16 protein-coding genes are annotated in these 13,089 nt (G+C 70.2%); 11 read left to right on the plus strand and 5 right to left on the minus strand.

Annotation, left to right across the window (positions count from 1 at the left end):
- Nucleotides 1-4 precede the first annotated feature (4 nt).
- Nucleotides 5-184, minus strand: a complete 180-nt coding sequence (locus RS901_RS21215) for a hypothetical protein (RefSeq protein ID WP_316149314.1) — start codon at nt 182-184, stop codon at nt 5-7.
- Between the two features lie 553 nt (nt 185-737).
- Here RS901_RS21215 and RS901_RS21220 point away from each other — a divergent pair.
- The 4 genes from RS901_RS21220 (at nt 738) to RS901_RS21235 (ending at nt 4,517) form a co-directional block, all read left to right on the plus strand.
- The gene (locus RS901_RS21220) at nt 738-1,523 is read left to right on the plus strand and encodes a GntR family transcriptional regulator (protein WP_035819248.1); all 786 of its coding nucleotides are present in this window, start codon (nt 738-740) and stop codon (nt 1,521-1,523) included.
- A gap of 110 nt (nt 1,524-1,633) precedes the next feature.
- Nucleotides 1,634-2,674 (plus strand): tripartite tricarboxylate transporter substrate binding protein, encoded by a 1,041-nt coding sequence (locus tag RS901_RS21225; RefSeq protein ID WP_316155482.1) that lies wholly within the window; start codon nt 1,634-1,636, stop codon nt 2,672-2,674.
- Nucleotides 2,671-3,957 carry a 3-isopropylmalate dehydratase large subunit gene (locus tag RS901_RS21230; RefSeq protein ID WP_316155484.1) on the plus strand — a complete coding sequence of 429 codons (1,287 nt, stop codon included), beginning with the start codon at nt 2,671-2,673 and terminating at the stop codon, nt 3,955-3,957. Before RS901_RS21225 ends, RS901_RS21230 begins: the two co-directional genes overlap by 4 nt.
- A 47-nt stretch (nt 3,958-4,004) precedes the next feature.
- Entirely contained in the window at nt 4,005-4,517 is a 513-nt protein-coding gene (locus RS901_RS21235) for a 3-isopropylmalate dehydratase (protein WP_316155486.1), read from the plus strand.
- A 7-nt stretch (nt 4,518-4,524) separates the two neighbouring features.
- On the opposite strand, the gene RS901_RS21240 is transcribed toward RS901_RS21235, so the two are convergent.
- On the minus strand, nt 4,525-5,220 hold the full coding sequence (locus RS901_RS21240; RefSeq protein ID WP_114135969.1) for a phosphoribosyltransferase: 696 nt from the start codon (nt 5,218-5,220) through the stop codon (nt 4,525-4,527).
- A 297-nt stretch (nt 5,221-5,517) separates the two neighbouring features.
- Here RS901_RS21240 and RS901_RS21245 point away from each other — a divergent pair, with 297 nt between their 5' ends.
- A complete protein-coding gene (locus RS901_RS21245; protein WP_316155489.1) occupies nt 5,518-5,706 on the plus strand; it encodes a hypothetical protein in 189 nt (62 codons plus the stop codon).
- Here the strand turns inward: RS901_RS21245 and RS901_RS21250 are convergent.
- Nucleotides 5,685-6,587, minus strand: coding sequence for a LysR family transcriptional regulator (locus tag RS901_RS21250; RefSeq protein ID WP_316155491.1), 903 nt, complete (start codon nt 6,585-6,587; stop codon nt 5,685-5,687). The genes RS901_RS21245 and RS901_RS21250 overlap by 22 nt on opposite strands.
- A 177-nt stretch (nt 6,588-6,764) precedes the next feature.
- Between RS901_RS21250 and RS901_RS21255 the strand changes: the two genes are divergently transcribed.
- Together RS901_RS21255 and RS901_RS21260 are read left to right on the plus strand one after the other, a co-directional pair.
- Nucleotides 6,765-7,223, plus strand: a complete 459-nt coding sequence (locus RS901_RS21255) for a nucleoside deaminase (RefSeq protein ID WP_316155493.1) — start codon at nt 6,765-6,767, stop codon at nt 7,221-7,223.
- Nucleotides 7,216-8,469 carry a cyanate transporter gene (locus RS901_RS21260; protein ID WP_316155495.1) on the plus strand — a complete coding sequence of 418 codons (1,254 nt, stop codon included), beginning with the start codon at nt 7,216-7,218 and terminating at the stop codon, nt 8,467-8,469. Before RS901_RS21255 ends, RS901_RS21260 begins: the two co-directional genes overlap by 8 nt.
- Here the strand turns inward: RS901_RS21260 and cynS are convergent.
- The gene (cynS, locus tag RS901_RS21265) at nt 8,463-8,906 is read right to left on the minus strand and encodes a cyanase (protein WP_316155497.1); all 444 of its coding nucleotides are present in this window, start codon (nt 8,904-8,906) and stop codon (nt 8,463-8,465) included. The two genes, RS901_RS21260 and cynS, sit on opposite strands and share 7 nt — an antisense overlap.
- A gap of 88 nt (nt 8,907-8,994) precedes the next feature.
- The gene (locus RS901_RS21270; protein WP_316155500.1) at nt 8,995-9,132 is read right to left on the minus strand and encodes a hypothetical protein; all 138 of its coding nucleotides are present in this window, start codon (nt 9,130-9,132) and stop codon (nt 8,995-8,997) included.
- A 495-nt stretch (nt 9,133-9,627) separates the two neighbouring features.
- On the opposite strand from RS901_RS21270, the gene RS901_RS21275 reads away from it, so the two are divergent.
- The 4 genes from RS901_RS21275 (at nt 9,628) to RS901_RS21290 (ending at nt 12,803) form a co-directional block, all read left to right on the plus strand.
- Nucleotides 9,628-9,750 (plus strand): hypothetical protein, encoded by a 123-nt coding sequence (locus RS901_RS21275; protein ID WP_013951761.1) that lies wholly within the window; start codon nt 9,628-9,630, stop codon nt 9,748-9,750.
- Nucleotides 9,751-9,799: 49 nt separating this feature from the next.
- Entirely contained in the window at nt 9,800-10,117 is a 318-nt protein-coding gene (locus RS901_RS21280; protein WP_153954323.1) for a YXWGXW repeat-containing protein, read from the plus strand.
- Nucleotides 10,118-10,835: 718 nt separating this feature from the next.
- A complete protein-coding gene (locus RS901_RS21285) occupies nt 10,836-11,792 on the plus strand; it encodes a response regulator transcription factor (RefSeq protein WP_316155505.1) in 957 nt (318 codons plus the stop codon).
- Between the two features lie 78 nt (nt 11,793-11,870).
- Nucleotides 11,871-12,803, plus strand: coding sequence for a glycosyltransferase family 2 protein (locus tag RS901_RS21290; protein WP_316155507.1), 933 nt, complete (start codon nt 11,871-11,873; stop codon nt 12,801-12,803).
- The last annotated feature ends 286 nt before the right edge of the window (nt 12,804-13,089 follow it).

Below are 13,089 nucleotides of genomic sequence, written 5' to 3' on the forward strand. Positions count from 1 at the left end.
CGCTCTACGCGCGCTTTGCAGCTCTTCTCAGCTCAGCAAGCTGCTGCTCCAGTTGCTCCTTCTCCTGCTGCAGGCCATTGGCCATCTCGACCAATTCCTCAACCCACGCCAGCACCTCGAGTTCCTTGGGCGTCATTCCTTCTCGCGGGATCTCTGGCAGCGTGTATTTTTTGGAGATGGTCATTCGGCAACGTCGGTGGTGGTAACGGCGCCGCGAAAGTTAACATCTCCACCCCGCGTTTACAAGCAAAACTCGCTGCAGCTGGCAACAGCCTCGTGTCCATACCTATCCCAATCACCCAGCCACAGACCATCCAGCACCACGCCGCTTTGCCCCGGGTTATTGAGCACTTACGGCAGTCAGGATTTGCCCGAGGCGCCACCGTACGTATCGGGACTGAAACACGACACCGAGGGTGCCGTCACCGCCGCCCGCGTGAGGCATCCCACCTCGCAGCAGCGCCGCCCCGATGTCATGTTCTCGCCGCCCTGCGCAAACCCGCTCCACCGCACCGGCGTTGTCCTTCCCTGCAACGCATGCAGCGGCGCCGGACCGACTTCACTCGCATTGGCGCAATCAGCCAAGGGACCTTGGCTGAAACGGGATGCATCGCTGCAACACTGCGCCGGCGGCGTTGTCCCGCAAGCGCCACTGCGGCTATCCATGCTAGGCTCTATGTCTGATTTAAAGTACATTAGAGGCATTACAGACTTGTCATCTCTCCACAAGGGAAACCATGAGTGAAGCCGTCGTTCCCCTGTATCACCAGATTTACGTGGTATTGCGCCAGCAGATCGTGGAAGGCCGCTTCGGCCAGGGCCCCTTGCCGGGCGAGATCGACCTGGCCAAGCAGTTCCACGCCTCGCGCGTGACCATGCGGCGCGTGTTCGACCGCCTGGTGCAGGAGGGCCTGGTGCGCCGCCATCGCGGGCTTGGCACCTTCGTCAATCCGCATCCGGTGCGCCCGGCGGCGGCTGCCGGCGAGGAACGCGGCACCAGCCTGCTCGACAACATCATCGACATGGGCCAGAAGACGTCGGTGAAGGTGATCTCGATCGACGAAGTCCATGCCACGCCCGACGTGGCCGAATCGCTGCAGATCGAGCCGGGCGATCCGGTGGTGAAGATCGTGCGCGTGCGCCACTACCGCAACCGGCCGCTGTCGCATATCACGGTCTACCTGCCCGCCGACCTGGGCCGGCCGATCACGCGCCAGTCCCTGGAAGAGCGGCCGGTGCTGCGCCTGCTGGAGGCCGGCGGCGTGAAGCTGGGCCGTGCCAGCCAGGTGCTGTCAGCGCGCCTGGCCGACGTGGTGGTGGCGCCGCTGCTGGACGTGCCGGTAGGCGGCGCGCTGCTGGCGGTGCGCCGCGTGGTCAAGGATGCGGCCGGGCGCCCGGTGCAGCTGCTGCTCGGCCAGTACCGCCCGGACCGCTATGAGTACCGGATGGAGTTGTCGCCGGCCGGCGTGGACAGCGCCAACGTCTGGGTGGAAAGCGAAACCCGCCCGGGCCTGCGCGACTGACCCCGCGAACCGCCGCCGACTTCCGGCGGGCGGCGCTGCCAGGGATGCGCCACGTAGCGTTCCGGGCGATACTGCGCATCTCTGATCACATCAAGCGAGGAGCCGTCGCCATGCCAGTGTTCCGCCTGGTCCCGTCCAGCCCGACCCGTTCGCCTTCGATCCCCCGCCGCGCCGCGGTGCAGCGCCTGGCCATGGCCAGCCTGGCCGCGTGCGCGCTGGTCCTGCCGCTGTCAGCCGCCGCCCAGGGGCAACACCAGGTGGCCGGCGGCAAGCCGATCCGAATCCTGGTGGGCGCGCCCGCCGGCGGCACCACCGACACGCTGGCGCGCACCATCGCCCAGGAAATGTCGCAGGAGCTGGGCCAGCCGGTGGTGGTCGAGAACCGCCCCGGCGCCGGCGGCAATATCGCCGCCGACCTGGTCGCCAAGAGCGCGCCGGACGGCAGCACGCTGCTGATGAGCTTCACCAGCCACACCATCAACGCCACGCTGTACAAGAAGCTGCCGTTCGACCCGGTGCAGGACTTCACCCCGATCACGCTGGTGGCCACCGTGCCGAGCGTGCTGGTGGCCACGCCGAAGCTGGCGGCCAGCAATGTGCCCGAGCTGATCCGCCTGGCGCGTTCCGAACCGGGCAAGCTGAACTTTGCCATCGGCTCGGTGGGCTCGTCGCTGCACATGGCCGGCGACATGTTCAAGATGATGACCGGCACCTACATCGTCAACATTCCGTACAAGGGCACCTCGCCCGCGCTCACCGACGTGCTGGCGGGCCAGTGCGACCTGATGTTCGCCAGCACCATCAACGTGCTGCCGCACGTGCGCGCGGGCAAGCTCAAGGTGCTGGGCGTGACCAGCCCCGCGCCGCTGCCGCAGTTCCCGGGCGCGGCGCCGATCGGCGCCACCGTGAAGGGGTTCGAGTCGAGCGCATGGTTCGGCCTGTTCGGTCCGGCCGGCATGCCGCACGACGTCACGCAGGCGCTGTACCAGGCCGCGCGCAAGGGGCTGGAAACGCCCGCGGTGCGCAAGCGCCTGGAGAACGACGGCGCGCAGCCGATGGGCACGCCGCCCGACGCCTTCGCCGCGTTCGTGAAGCAGGACGTCAAGCGCTGGGCCGCGGTGGTCAAATATTCGGGAGCGTCGCCGGAATGAGCCACACCCCCGCCACGCTGGCGCAGAAGCTGGTGGCGCGCGCCGCCGGGCTGGCGCATGCGGAGATCGGCACGGTGGTGATCTGCCGGGTCGACCTGGCGATGTCGCACGACTCCAGCGGCCCGCGCCGCGTGGCGCCGCTATTGGAAGAGCTTGGCACCGGGGTCTGGGACCCGTCGCGCTACGTGGTGGTGACCGACCATTTCGTGCCGGGCGGCGATGCCCAGGCCGAGTCGATCCTGCGCTTCACGCGCGACTGGACGCGCCAGTCCGGCGCCCAGTTCATCGACGCCGAAGGCATCTGCCATGTGGTGCTGCCCGAGCGCGGCCATGTGCTGCCGGGTCGCCTGATTGTCGGCGGCGACAGCCACAGCCCCACCGGCGGCGCCTTCGGCGCCTATATGTTCGGCGTGGGCGCGACCGAGATGGCCGGCGTGCTGGCCACCGGCGAGATCTGGCTGCGCGTGCCCCATACCATCCGGCTGCAATGGGACGGCCGGCTCGCGCCGGGCGTCTGCGCCAAGGACATGATGCTGTTCCTGTGCGCCACGCTAGGCATGGGCGGCGGCCGCTATGAGGCGCTGGAGTACGCCGGCAGTGCCGTCGCCGCGCTGCCAATGCAGGAGCGCATGACGCTGGCCAATATGAGCGCCGAGCTCGGCGCGCAGACCGGGCTGGTGGCGCCCGATGCGGTCACGCTCGGCTGGCTGGCCGAGGCCGGCGTGCCAGCGCAGACGCTGGCCGCGATCGACCTGGCCCACTGGCGCACCGACCCCGATGCGCCGGTGCTGGCCACCCACCGCTTCGACGCCGCGGCGCTGGTGCCGCAGGTGGCGGCGCCGCACTCCCCGGCCAACAGCGCGCCGGTAGGCCAGGCCGCCGGCGAGCCCGTGCAGATTGCCTACCTGGGTGCCTGCACCGGCGCCAAGCTGGAAGACCTGCGCATGGCCGCGCGCGTGCTGCGCGGGCGCCGCGTGGCCGCGGGCGTGACCCTGCAGGTGGCGCCGGCCTCGCGCCGCGACCAGTTGCTGGCCGAGCAGGAGGGCACGCTTGGCATCCTGACCGATGCCGGTGCCACGCTGCTGCCCAACGCCTGTGGTGCCTGCGCCGGCTATGGCGCGGCGCGCTTCCCGGCGGGCAGCCGCGCGATTGCGTCGACGGCGCGCAACTTCCCAGGCCGCATGGGCGACGCCGGCAGCGCCGTGTGGCTGGGCTCGCCGATGACCGTGGCCGCCAGCGCCGTCACCGGCCGCATTACCGATCCCCGCACCCTGCTGGAGTAACGCCGCGGGCCTGACTTTGTGCCCGCCTGGCGGGACAGACTTCTTGCATGACCTCTGCTATCGCCCCCGCCCCCGCTGGCCGCCTCTGGCGCTTCGGCGACAACATCGACACCGATGCCATGGCCCCCGCCGTATTGATGAAATCGCCACTGCCGGTGCTGGCCCGGCATTGCCTGGCCTCGCTGCGCCCGGAGTTTCCCGGCAGCGTGCGCGCCGGCGACGTGCTGGTGGCGGGTGCCAACTTCGGCATCGGCTCTTCGCGCGAGCAGGCGCCGCAGGCGCTGCGCGAGCTGGGCGTGGGCGCCGTGGTGGCGCAGTCCTTCGGCGGGCTGTTCTATCGCAATGCCATCAACCTGGGCCTGCCGGTGCTGGTCTGCGCCGACACCAGCCGCCTGGCCGACGGCGCGCACGCGGTGCTGGACCTGGCGTCGGCACAACTGCGCCTGGACGACGGCAGCCTGGTCGCGTGCGAGCCCATCCCCGACTTCCTGCGCGCGATCCTGGCCGCCGGCGGGCTGGTGCCGCACCTGAAGGCGCGCCTGGGCAAGGACCAGGGCTGAGCGAACCTCAGCGCGCAGGCGGCGCCGCCGCCGCGCGCAGCAGGGCCAGCGCCTCTTCGTCGCTGGTCTGGGAGAAATCCAGATAGAAGGCGCCAACCGCGCCGAAACTGGGTGGCGTGTTCAGGCAGATCACCTCGTCTGCCGCGGCCGACAGGCTGGCCAGCCCCTCCCCCGACCCCACCGGCGTGGCTGCCACCACACGTGCCGCGCCGGCCATGCGCACGCTTTCAAGCGCGGCGCGCATGGTGGCGCCGGTGGCCACGCCGTCATCGACCACGATCACTGTGCGCCCGGCGCGCGCCGGCACCGGCGCACCGCCGCGATAGCGCTGCTGGCGCCGCGCGATCTCGTCGAGCTGGCGGCCGCGCTCGGCATCGAAGCTGCCGCTTTCCACGGCGCGGCGCGCCCAGGGATCGTCATTGACCACCGTGTGCGGGCCGCCGCCGCCGGCATCGCCCTCCACCACCGCGCCCAGCGCCAGCTCGGGATAGCCGGCAGCGCCGATCTTGCGCACCAGCAGCACATCCAGCTGCGCGTCGAGCGCGCGCACCACCTCGAACGCGACCGGCACTCCGCCGCGCGGCAGCGCCAGCACCAGCGCGGGCTGGCCCAGTTGTGCGGCGCCGAAACCCAGCTCGGCCAGGCGGCGGCCCAGATACAGGCCAGCCTCGCGGCGATCGGCAAAGCATGGTGGCAACGACATGGCACGCTCCGGAAGGTCGGCGGCACTCGGGCCGCGCTGGCCGCAAGGCAAGCGGCGCAGGCAACCCTCAGCCAAATATAGACCCTGCCGCGCAAGGCGTTGGCACAAGTCGCCGGCGGCACCCAGGCGCGGGCAATGCCGGGCAAGTCGCCCCGATTGGGCCCGATTGCGCAACAGTGTGTTCAGGCTGGGGTGGCTGACTGCGCCGCGCTGCAGCATTAGGATGGCTGCGCGCGTTGACAACGCCGATCCACAGCTGCCGGGTGCAGTGCCCGGCCCCTTGAGAATGAGCCTGACATGACTTCGCCATCCACCCCCCGCGCCCAGCTTGCGCGCCCCGACCACCAATCCGCCCCCGAAGCCGGCCCCCTGGCCGCGCCCGACATCCCGTTCGGCTCGCTGGAAGCCGCGGCGATGGCCGAGCTGCCCTACACCTTCCGCCCGGCCGGCACCTGCACCCGCTACTACAACGAGTTCTTCGGCTGATCCGCGGGCGGCTCGCCCGGCCCCATCACGGTCTCGCATAGCGCGGCCAGGCGCGCGGCCATGTCGCGTGCCGCGGCCGGCAGGTCCGGCTGCGCGTGCAGGCTGAGCTCGACGTCGGGCACCGCGGCGGGCCAACCGTGGTCCTCCAGCACCTGGTGCTGGTCCGTGGCCAGGCGCCGCGGCAGCAGCGTCACGCCCAGGCCGTCGGCCACCGCGGCCAGGATGCTGGCCAGGCTGGCACTGACAAAGGCCACACGCCAGCGCCGTCCGTCGGCGTCGAGCGCGTGCGTCATCTCGCCGCGGTACAGCCCGCCCACCGGAAACGCCACCAGCGGCACCGGGTCGCGCGCTACCGCCGGGCGGCTGCGGCTGTCGATCCAGCACAGGGGCTCGGGCCAGCTGGCCAGCCCCGGCGCCTGCCCGACCCGCTGCTTGACCAGCACCAGGTCCAGTTCCCGGTCCTGGAAGCGCTGCCACAGCTCATGGCTCATGCCGCTGGTCACCTCCAGCCGCATGCCCGGCCAGTCATAGGCAAACCCGGCCAGCACCGGCGTCAGCGGCCGCGCGGCAAAGTCCTCGGGCACGCCGATGCGGATCTCGCCCTGGCCGGCGCTCTGGCGCAGCTGCCCCACCGCCTCGGCCATCAGCTGCTGCAGGCGGCGCGCGTAGCCCAGCAGGCGCTCGCCCTCGGGCGTGGTGGTCACATAGCGGCCGCCGCGGTCCAGCAGCACGCAGCCGAGCTGGTCTTCCAGCCGGCGCACCTGCTGGCTGACCGTTGACTGGGTCAGGTGCACGCGCTGCGCGGCGCGGGTAAAGCTGCCGCTTTCCGCCACGGCGACAAAGCTCTGCAGCAGCACGGGGTCGAGGCGAGGGTCCTGCATGGCCGGTTATCCATTGGTTTTTCCACTGCCGGCGATTTCATCATTTAATTTCCCAATTACCAAGCCCCGGCGTACAGTTGGCGCGCTGCCCCGGCCCGCGCCCTGCAGCCGCCGGGAACGCCCCTCAAAGACCCATGCCGCCCTGCTCGCGAGCATGCACTCACTTTTTTGCCAACCATGACCACTCACGAGGAATTCATGCGCGAGGCGGTTCGCCTTGCCGCGGCCAACCGTGACCGCGGCGCGCGCCCCTTCGGCGCCGTGCTGGTGCTCGACGGCGAGGCCGTCGCCACCGGCGTCAACGACATCGTCCACAGCCACGACCCCACCACCCATGCCGAGATGGAGGCGGTGCGCGCCGCCGCGCGCAAGCTGGGCCGCCCCGACCTGCGCGGCAGCGTGGTCTACGCCAGCGGCCACCCCTGCCCGATGTGCCTGGCGGCGATGACCATGGCCGGCGTGCAGGCGGTCTACTACGCCTTCGACAACCACGATGCCGCGCCCTACGGCATGTCGAGCGAGGCCGCCTACCAGGCGCTGCGCCTGCCGCTGAACCCGCCGCCGCTGCCGCTTACGCGGGTGCCGGTCGATCTCTCTGCCGCGCAGCTCTACGGCCCGCGCTCGCCGCGTGGCTGAGGGCGCGCGCGGCGCCACCGGCAGCGCGGTCCGCACCACCCCGCGCTGGCTGGTGCTGGCCGCGGTTGCTGGCATCGGCCTGAACCTGCGGCCATTCCTGACCGCGGTGGGGCCGCTGGCCCCGGCCATCCGCACCGGCACCGGTCTCAGCTACCAGGGCATGGCCTGGCTGACCTTGCTGCCAATGCTGCTGATGGGCGTGGGCGCCTTCTTCGGGCCGGCCATCCGCGAGCGGCTGGGTGCGCGCACCGCGGTGCTGGGCGCGCTGGCCTTGCTGGGTGCCGGCTGCGCCCTGCGGCTGGGCGTGGCGGACGGCACCTGGCTGATCGCCTCGGCCGCGCTGTGCGGGCTGGGCGTGGCCGTGGTGCAGGCCGCCTGCCCGGGCCTGGTCAAGCAGGAATTCCCGGGGCGCGTGGCGCCGGTGATGGGGCTGTACTCCGCCGCGCTGATGGGTGGCGGCGCGCTCGGCGCGCAGCTGTCGCCCTACGTGACGGCGCTGGCCGGCAGCTGGCGCGATGCGCTGGCGCTGTGGGCCGTGCCCGCGCTGGCAGCATTGGCGCTGGCCTGGGTGGCGCTGCCGCGCGCCGCGGCGCGCGGCCCCGGGGTGCCGGCAAGCCGCCCCGCGGGGGCAACGCGCGCGCTGCTGCGGCGTCCGCGCACCTGGCTGCTGATGGCCTGCTTTGGCGTGATGAACGGCGGCTATGCGTCGCTGGTGGCGTGGCTCGCGCCGTTCTACCAGGACCACGGCTGGAGCGCTTCGGCCAGCGGGTCGCTGGTGGCGCTGATGGCGGTGGCGCAGGCCGCCGCGGCGCTGCTGCTGCCGGTGCTGGCCGCGCGCAGCCTGGACCGCCGCGCCTGGATGGCGCTGGCACTGGCCATGCAGGTGGCGGGCTTTGGCGGACTGGCGCTATGGCCCGACGCCGCGCCGCACGCGTGGGCCGTGATCGGCGGCGCCGGCCTGGGCGGCTGCTTTGCCTTGTACCTGGTGGTGGCGCTGGACCACCTGCCGGACCCCGACAGCGCCGGCGCGCTGAGCGCCCTGATGCAGGGCGGCGGCTTCCTGCTGGCGTCGCTGGCGCCCTGGATCACCGCCATGCTGCACGAGCGCACCGGCGACTTCGCCGCCGGCTGGTGGTACCACCTGGCCTGCGCCGCGCTGGTGGGCGTGCTGACCATGCGCCTGGACCCGGCGCGCTATGGCGTGTCCTTTGCGCTGCCGCCCGTGCGCGCAGTCGCCGCTCAGTAAGTCTTGTAGGGCAGGAACTTGCCCGACATCTCGATGCGCACCCGGTCCCCGTTGGGATCGGGCTCGCGCTGCAGGTCCATGCGGAAGTCGATCGCGCTCATGATGCCGTCGCCAAACTCTTCATGGATCAGCGCCTTGAACGTGGTGCCGTACACGCTGATGAGTTCGTAGAAGCGGTAGATCAGCGGATCGGCGGGCACCTGCGTCGGCAGCGAGCCCTTGTACGGCACCTCGCGCAGCCAGGGCTCGGCCTCGGGCGGCAGCCCGAACACCTCCATCACCGCGCGCGCGCCGGCGGCGTCGAATGCCATCTGGCCCAGGCACGCCGCGGTTGTCCACTCCTTGCTGCGGCCGACGCGTTCGGCCACCTGCGCCCAGGTGATGCCGCGGGTGACCTTGGCTTCGATGATGAGGTCGGTGACATCGCTGCGGTTCATGCTGACTCCATGACAGTGGTAGGTTGGATGGAACCACTCGGACTGCCACGGCGGCAGGGTGGTCATACCACCCCGGCGTCAGCCCATGTCAGCGTGTCAGCGCGGGTTCGATGATGGCCGCGGCACCCGCGGGCGCCATCTCCTGCGGCAGCGCGAACAACGCCGCGGCGGGCGGCGACAACCCCTGCAGCCATTGCAGGGCAAGCACGATGAGCATGACCGGCATGACGCCTCCTTCAAGCACACGAGGCCACTTCCGACTGGTATAGCCCATGGCGCAAGCTTCATGCCATTTCCGCCCCACGGAAATGCGCGCCTGAATGCCCGTGACGGCACCACGATGGCGCCGTCACGCTACCAGTACGCCCCCCGCCGGGCCATGCCGAGGCATCGCGCACCATCGCGGCGTACCCGTTTCTGCGTGCCCGGCCAGGCCGCCCACAAAGGGTGCGGCGCCCGCTCCGGGCCCGTTGCCTTGCGAGAATTATTTCCGGTGTAACGTCACATTACCTCCGACCCGGCACGCGCACACCATGCCATGGGGCTGCTGCCATGCGCGCAACGCCTTGATACGCAAGGGCTTCCGGGATGCCGCGCGCTCGGCGCAGGCCTGCGCCAAAGGACAAGCCCATGTGAGACAGCCTTACAAGTGCAAGCACGCGGCGCGGGGCCGGCTCGCTACATTGAAGCCGTGTCCAACGCGAACCCGCCAGGAGCCTATATGAAACGCGCCCTCTCGCTGGTGGTGCTGCTGTCCACCACGGCCGCACTGCTGTCCGCCTGCATCGTAGTGCCACCGCGCGGCGGGCCGCCGCCGCGCTACCACCACTACGACCGCTATTGATCGATCCAACCGCTTCCAACCACTTCCAACCGCCCCAAGGAGAATCCACATGAAACGCCAGCTCCTGCTTGCCGCAGCCGTCCTCGCCACGGGCGGCGTCTTCGGACTGACCGCCCCCGCCGAGGCCCAGCCGGTGGTGGTCGCCCACGGCTATGGCCATCCGCCCCCGCCGCCGCGCTATGAGCCGCACCCCGCCGCGCGCCGCGGCCAGGTCTGGGTGCCGGGCCACTGGGCCGCCACCGGCGGGCGCTACGACTGGCGTGGCGGCTACTGGCAGGCGCAGCGTCCAGGCTACCGCTATGTGCCCGAGCGCTGGGTGCGCGGCCCGCACGGCTGGGTCATGCGCCCCGGCCACTGGGCCCGCTGACGCCTCCGCGGGCGGACCTGCCGGCCGGCCCCGGGCCCGCCGCCCTGCCCTCCCGGCAGGCGGTGGCAAGCCCGGTGCAGGCCGGTGCAGCCGACGCCGCAGGGCTCATCCCGAGGTGGGAGACGTCTCTCATCCAGAAGCATTAGGCCATGCGCCCGACCTGCCTGAAAATCAGGCAGGCCTATTTCGAAAACACATATGAAACCGGCGTTTCATGATTGGAGCAATCCGCCGCAGATATATTACCGATACCCCACGATGGGGTTAAGAACACTACTTACGGGGGGTGTCGATAATGCTATCTGTTTCAGTGCTGCAACCAAATTAAATCCGGATGTCACATCCATGAAACCTCCTGAACCCCGCATCAGCGCGGCGTTTGCGGAACCTGGACCGGCGCGTTTAGGTGATTTTTGAAAGGATTATGTATGTCCTTTCATTCCCACCCCCACTCGTCCCAGACCGGTCTGCTTGCATTCCATTCAACCAGCCCATAAGATGAATTTAAGCCGATTTAGGAGCGAGAATCTTTCGGGTCCGGGTTCGGGTCAACCTTCCAGCCGCCGACAAGTTCCATCCAGAAGAACGGGACTGCGGGAGCATGGAAGCATGGGGGTCAGACAAGCAGCCAGTCGCCGCGGGTGACTGCTGTCCTGCAATGCCCCTCCATACGCAAAGCGCCCCGCAGTCCGCTCCCGAGTAACGGGGAGTGAAGACAATGAATGCGTTGCTGATCGAGGAGCATCCACTGCTCCGGCTCGGGCTGCTGCAGATGCTCGAGAACATCCAGGAGTCCGCCCAGGTTGCCGCCATTGCGCCCGCGGACATCGCCAGGCTGGATGCCCGGCACCACAATGCCGACCTGCTGGTATTCGGCATGCCCGCCGATGTGGGGTCTGGCTGGCCGCAGCTCGAACAGGCCCGCGAAGCCCTGTCGCCGCACCGCATCCTGATCCTGGCGGACATCTTGCCATTGCATGTGCCCAACGCGGACAGCGCACGCGGCGTATGCGGCTGCCTGCCGAAATCCGCTTCACTGGCGGTGATCGAGGCGGCCATCCGGCTGGCGGTGTCAGGCGTGCAGGGGCTGCTGTTCTCGGCCGAGACCGGCTCCATGCCGTCGGCGTCGCGCTCGGCCATGCCGGCGGTGCAGTCGCTGGCCTCGGCCGCGCCGCTGCCGCTGAACCCTGCGCACGCGCTGACAGGCGAGCAACTGTCGCTGGTGGCATGCGCCGGCACGCCCGGTGCCGCGCGCACCACCGTGGCGGTGCGCGACCTCACCTGCCTGCGGCCGGGGCAGCCGCTGTCGGCCCCGGCTGCCGCCAGCGCAGCGCCGCTGGTCGAGGAAGAGCCCAGCTACGACGAAGCCGAAATGCTGAAGATCACGCCGCGCCAGTACGAGGTGCTGGTGCTGCTGGCACGCGGCTACCCGATCAAGACCGTCAGCCGCATGCTCAATATCTCGGTGGCCACGGTCAAGAGTCACGCCTGCACGCTGTACCAGCGCCTGAAGGTACGCAACAAGGGCGAGGCCGTCTATGCCGCCCTGCAGCGTGGCGCGACGCTCGAGTGGGTCAGCGGCGATGAACGCCTCACGCGCGGCAGCAACGCGCGCCCGGTGGTTGCATCCCGCACCGGCGACGCCGCGTTCCAGGCCGCCAGCCCGGTGCTGTAATTCAGGACCCTGCGCCGCGCCCGCACCAGACGGGCCGGCGCAGGCGTCTGCCATCTGCCGAACATTGGAGGGGTCACCATGCCGGCAAGCTCCTTCCTGCCCACCGTTTCGGTGTGCATATCCACATGCGACCATCCCGAGCAGCTGCGGCACACGCTGCAATCGGTCGCTGATTCCACCATGCCGCCGCACCAGCTCATCGTCACCGACGACAGCAGCGGCTACGACACGCGCGAGATGATGCGCCGGGACTATCCGGACATCACCTACCTGGAAGGCCCGCGCCGCTCCAGGGCCGCCAACCGCAACCGCGCCCTGCGCGCGGCCACCGGCTCGCACGTGCTGTTCCTGGATGACCAGACCCTGCTGGGCGCAACCTTCCTGCAGCAGATGACCGAGTCCGTGGCCGACGACCATCTCCGGCGGGCCACCGCCGGCTGCGCGACGCCGCTCATCCTGACCGGGACCGAAGTCTGCCAGGGGCGGCGCGGCGCTCCGCGCAAGCCGGCGTTCCTGGGCTACCCGACACTGGACTACCGCCGCGGCGAGCGCCTGTGCTCGGTGCTGTTGCACAGCGCGGTGTTCCCGCGCGAGCTGTTCGAGAACCTGTCGTTCGACGAGCACCTTGCCGTCGGCTACGACGACCTGGAACTGGCCGCACGCGCGGTGCAGGAATTCGGCTACCGCATCGAGATGGTCCCGAGCGCAGTCAACCAGCGCCTGCCATCGGCGTCGGCCGGCCGGCCGTGCCCCGCCAGCGACGCCTCACGGCTGTATGTGGCCTGCCGGCGCTATGACCATGGCCCGGAGCACCCGCTGAAGACGGCAATGTTCCTGCTGTTGGCCCTGCCGCACGACCTTGCGCACCACCTGCGCGCAGCGGGCCTGCGCGGCGCCGGCACCTTCTATGACACGGCGACTTGCCTGTGGCAGCTGCTGCGCGGCCCGCGACCAGCCGGGCGCCAGGGGTCAGGGAGCAGCGGCCTCAGCGCGCCTCTGCCGCGCGACTGACAGCCACGCAGGCCCGGGAGCGTACCCATTTCTGCGCTCCCTCGCCAGCGCCTGTGCGGCAACGCACGTACCCGCATTGCAGCGCCTGCGCCGCTGCAATAACGCCCTTTCCCCGTGCTCCCTCTGCGCCAGCCTTCCATGGCGCGATCGATGACGACACCAGCTGGCGGCAATGGCATGCGTACCCGTTTCTGCGTGCCCGGGTCCATCGGCATTCCACGTTCGGCAGCGCACGTAGCCCGATTGCGCCACACCACGCAGAAACGATAGCTTTGCAGGAAAGCGG

The sequence above is a fragment of the Cupriavidus sp. BIC8F genome (assembly GCF_032465815.1).
GTDB lineage: Bacteria > Pseudomonadota > Gammaproteobacteria > Burkholderiales > Burkholderiaceae > Cupriavidus > Cupriavidus necator.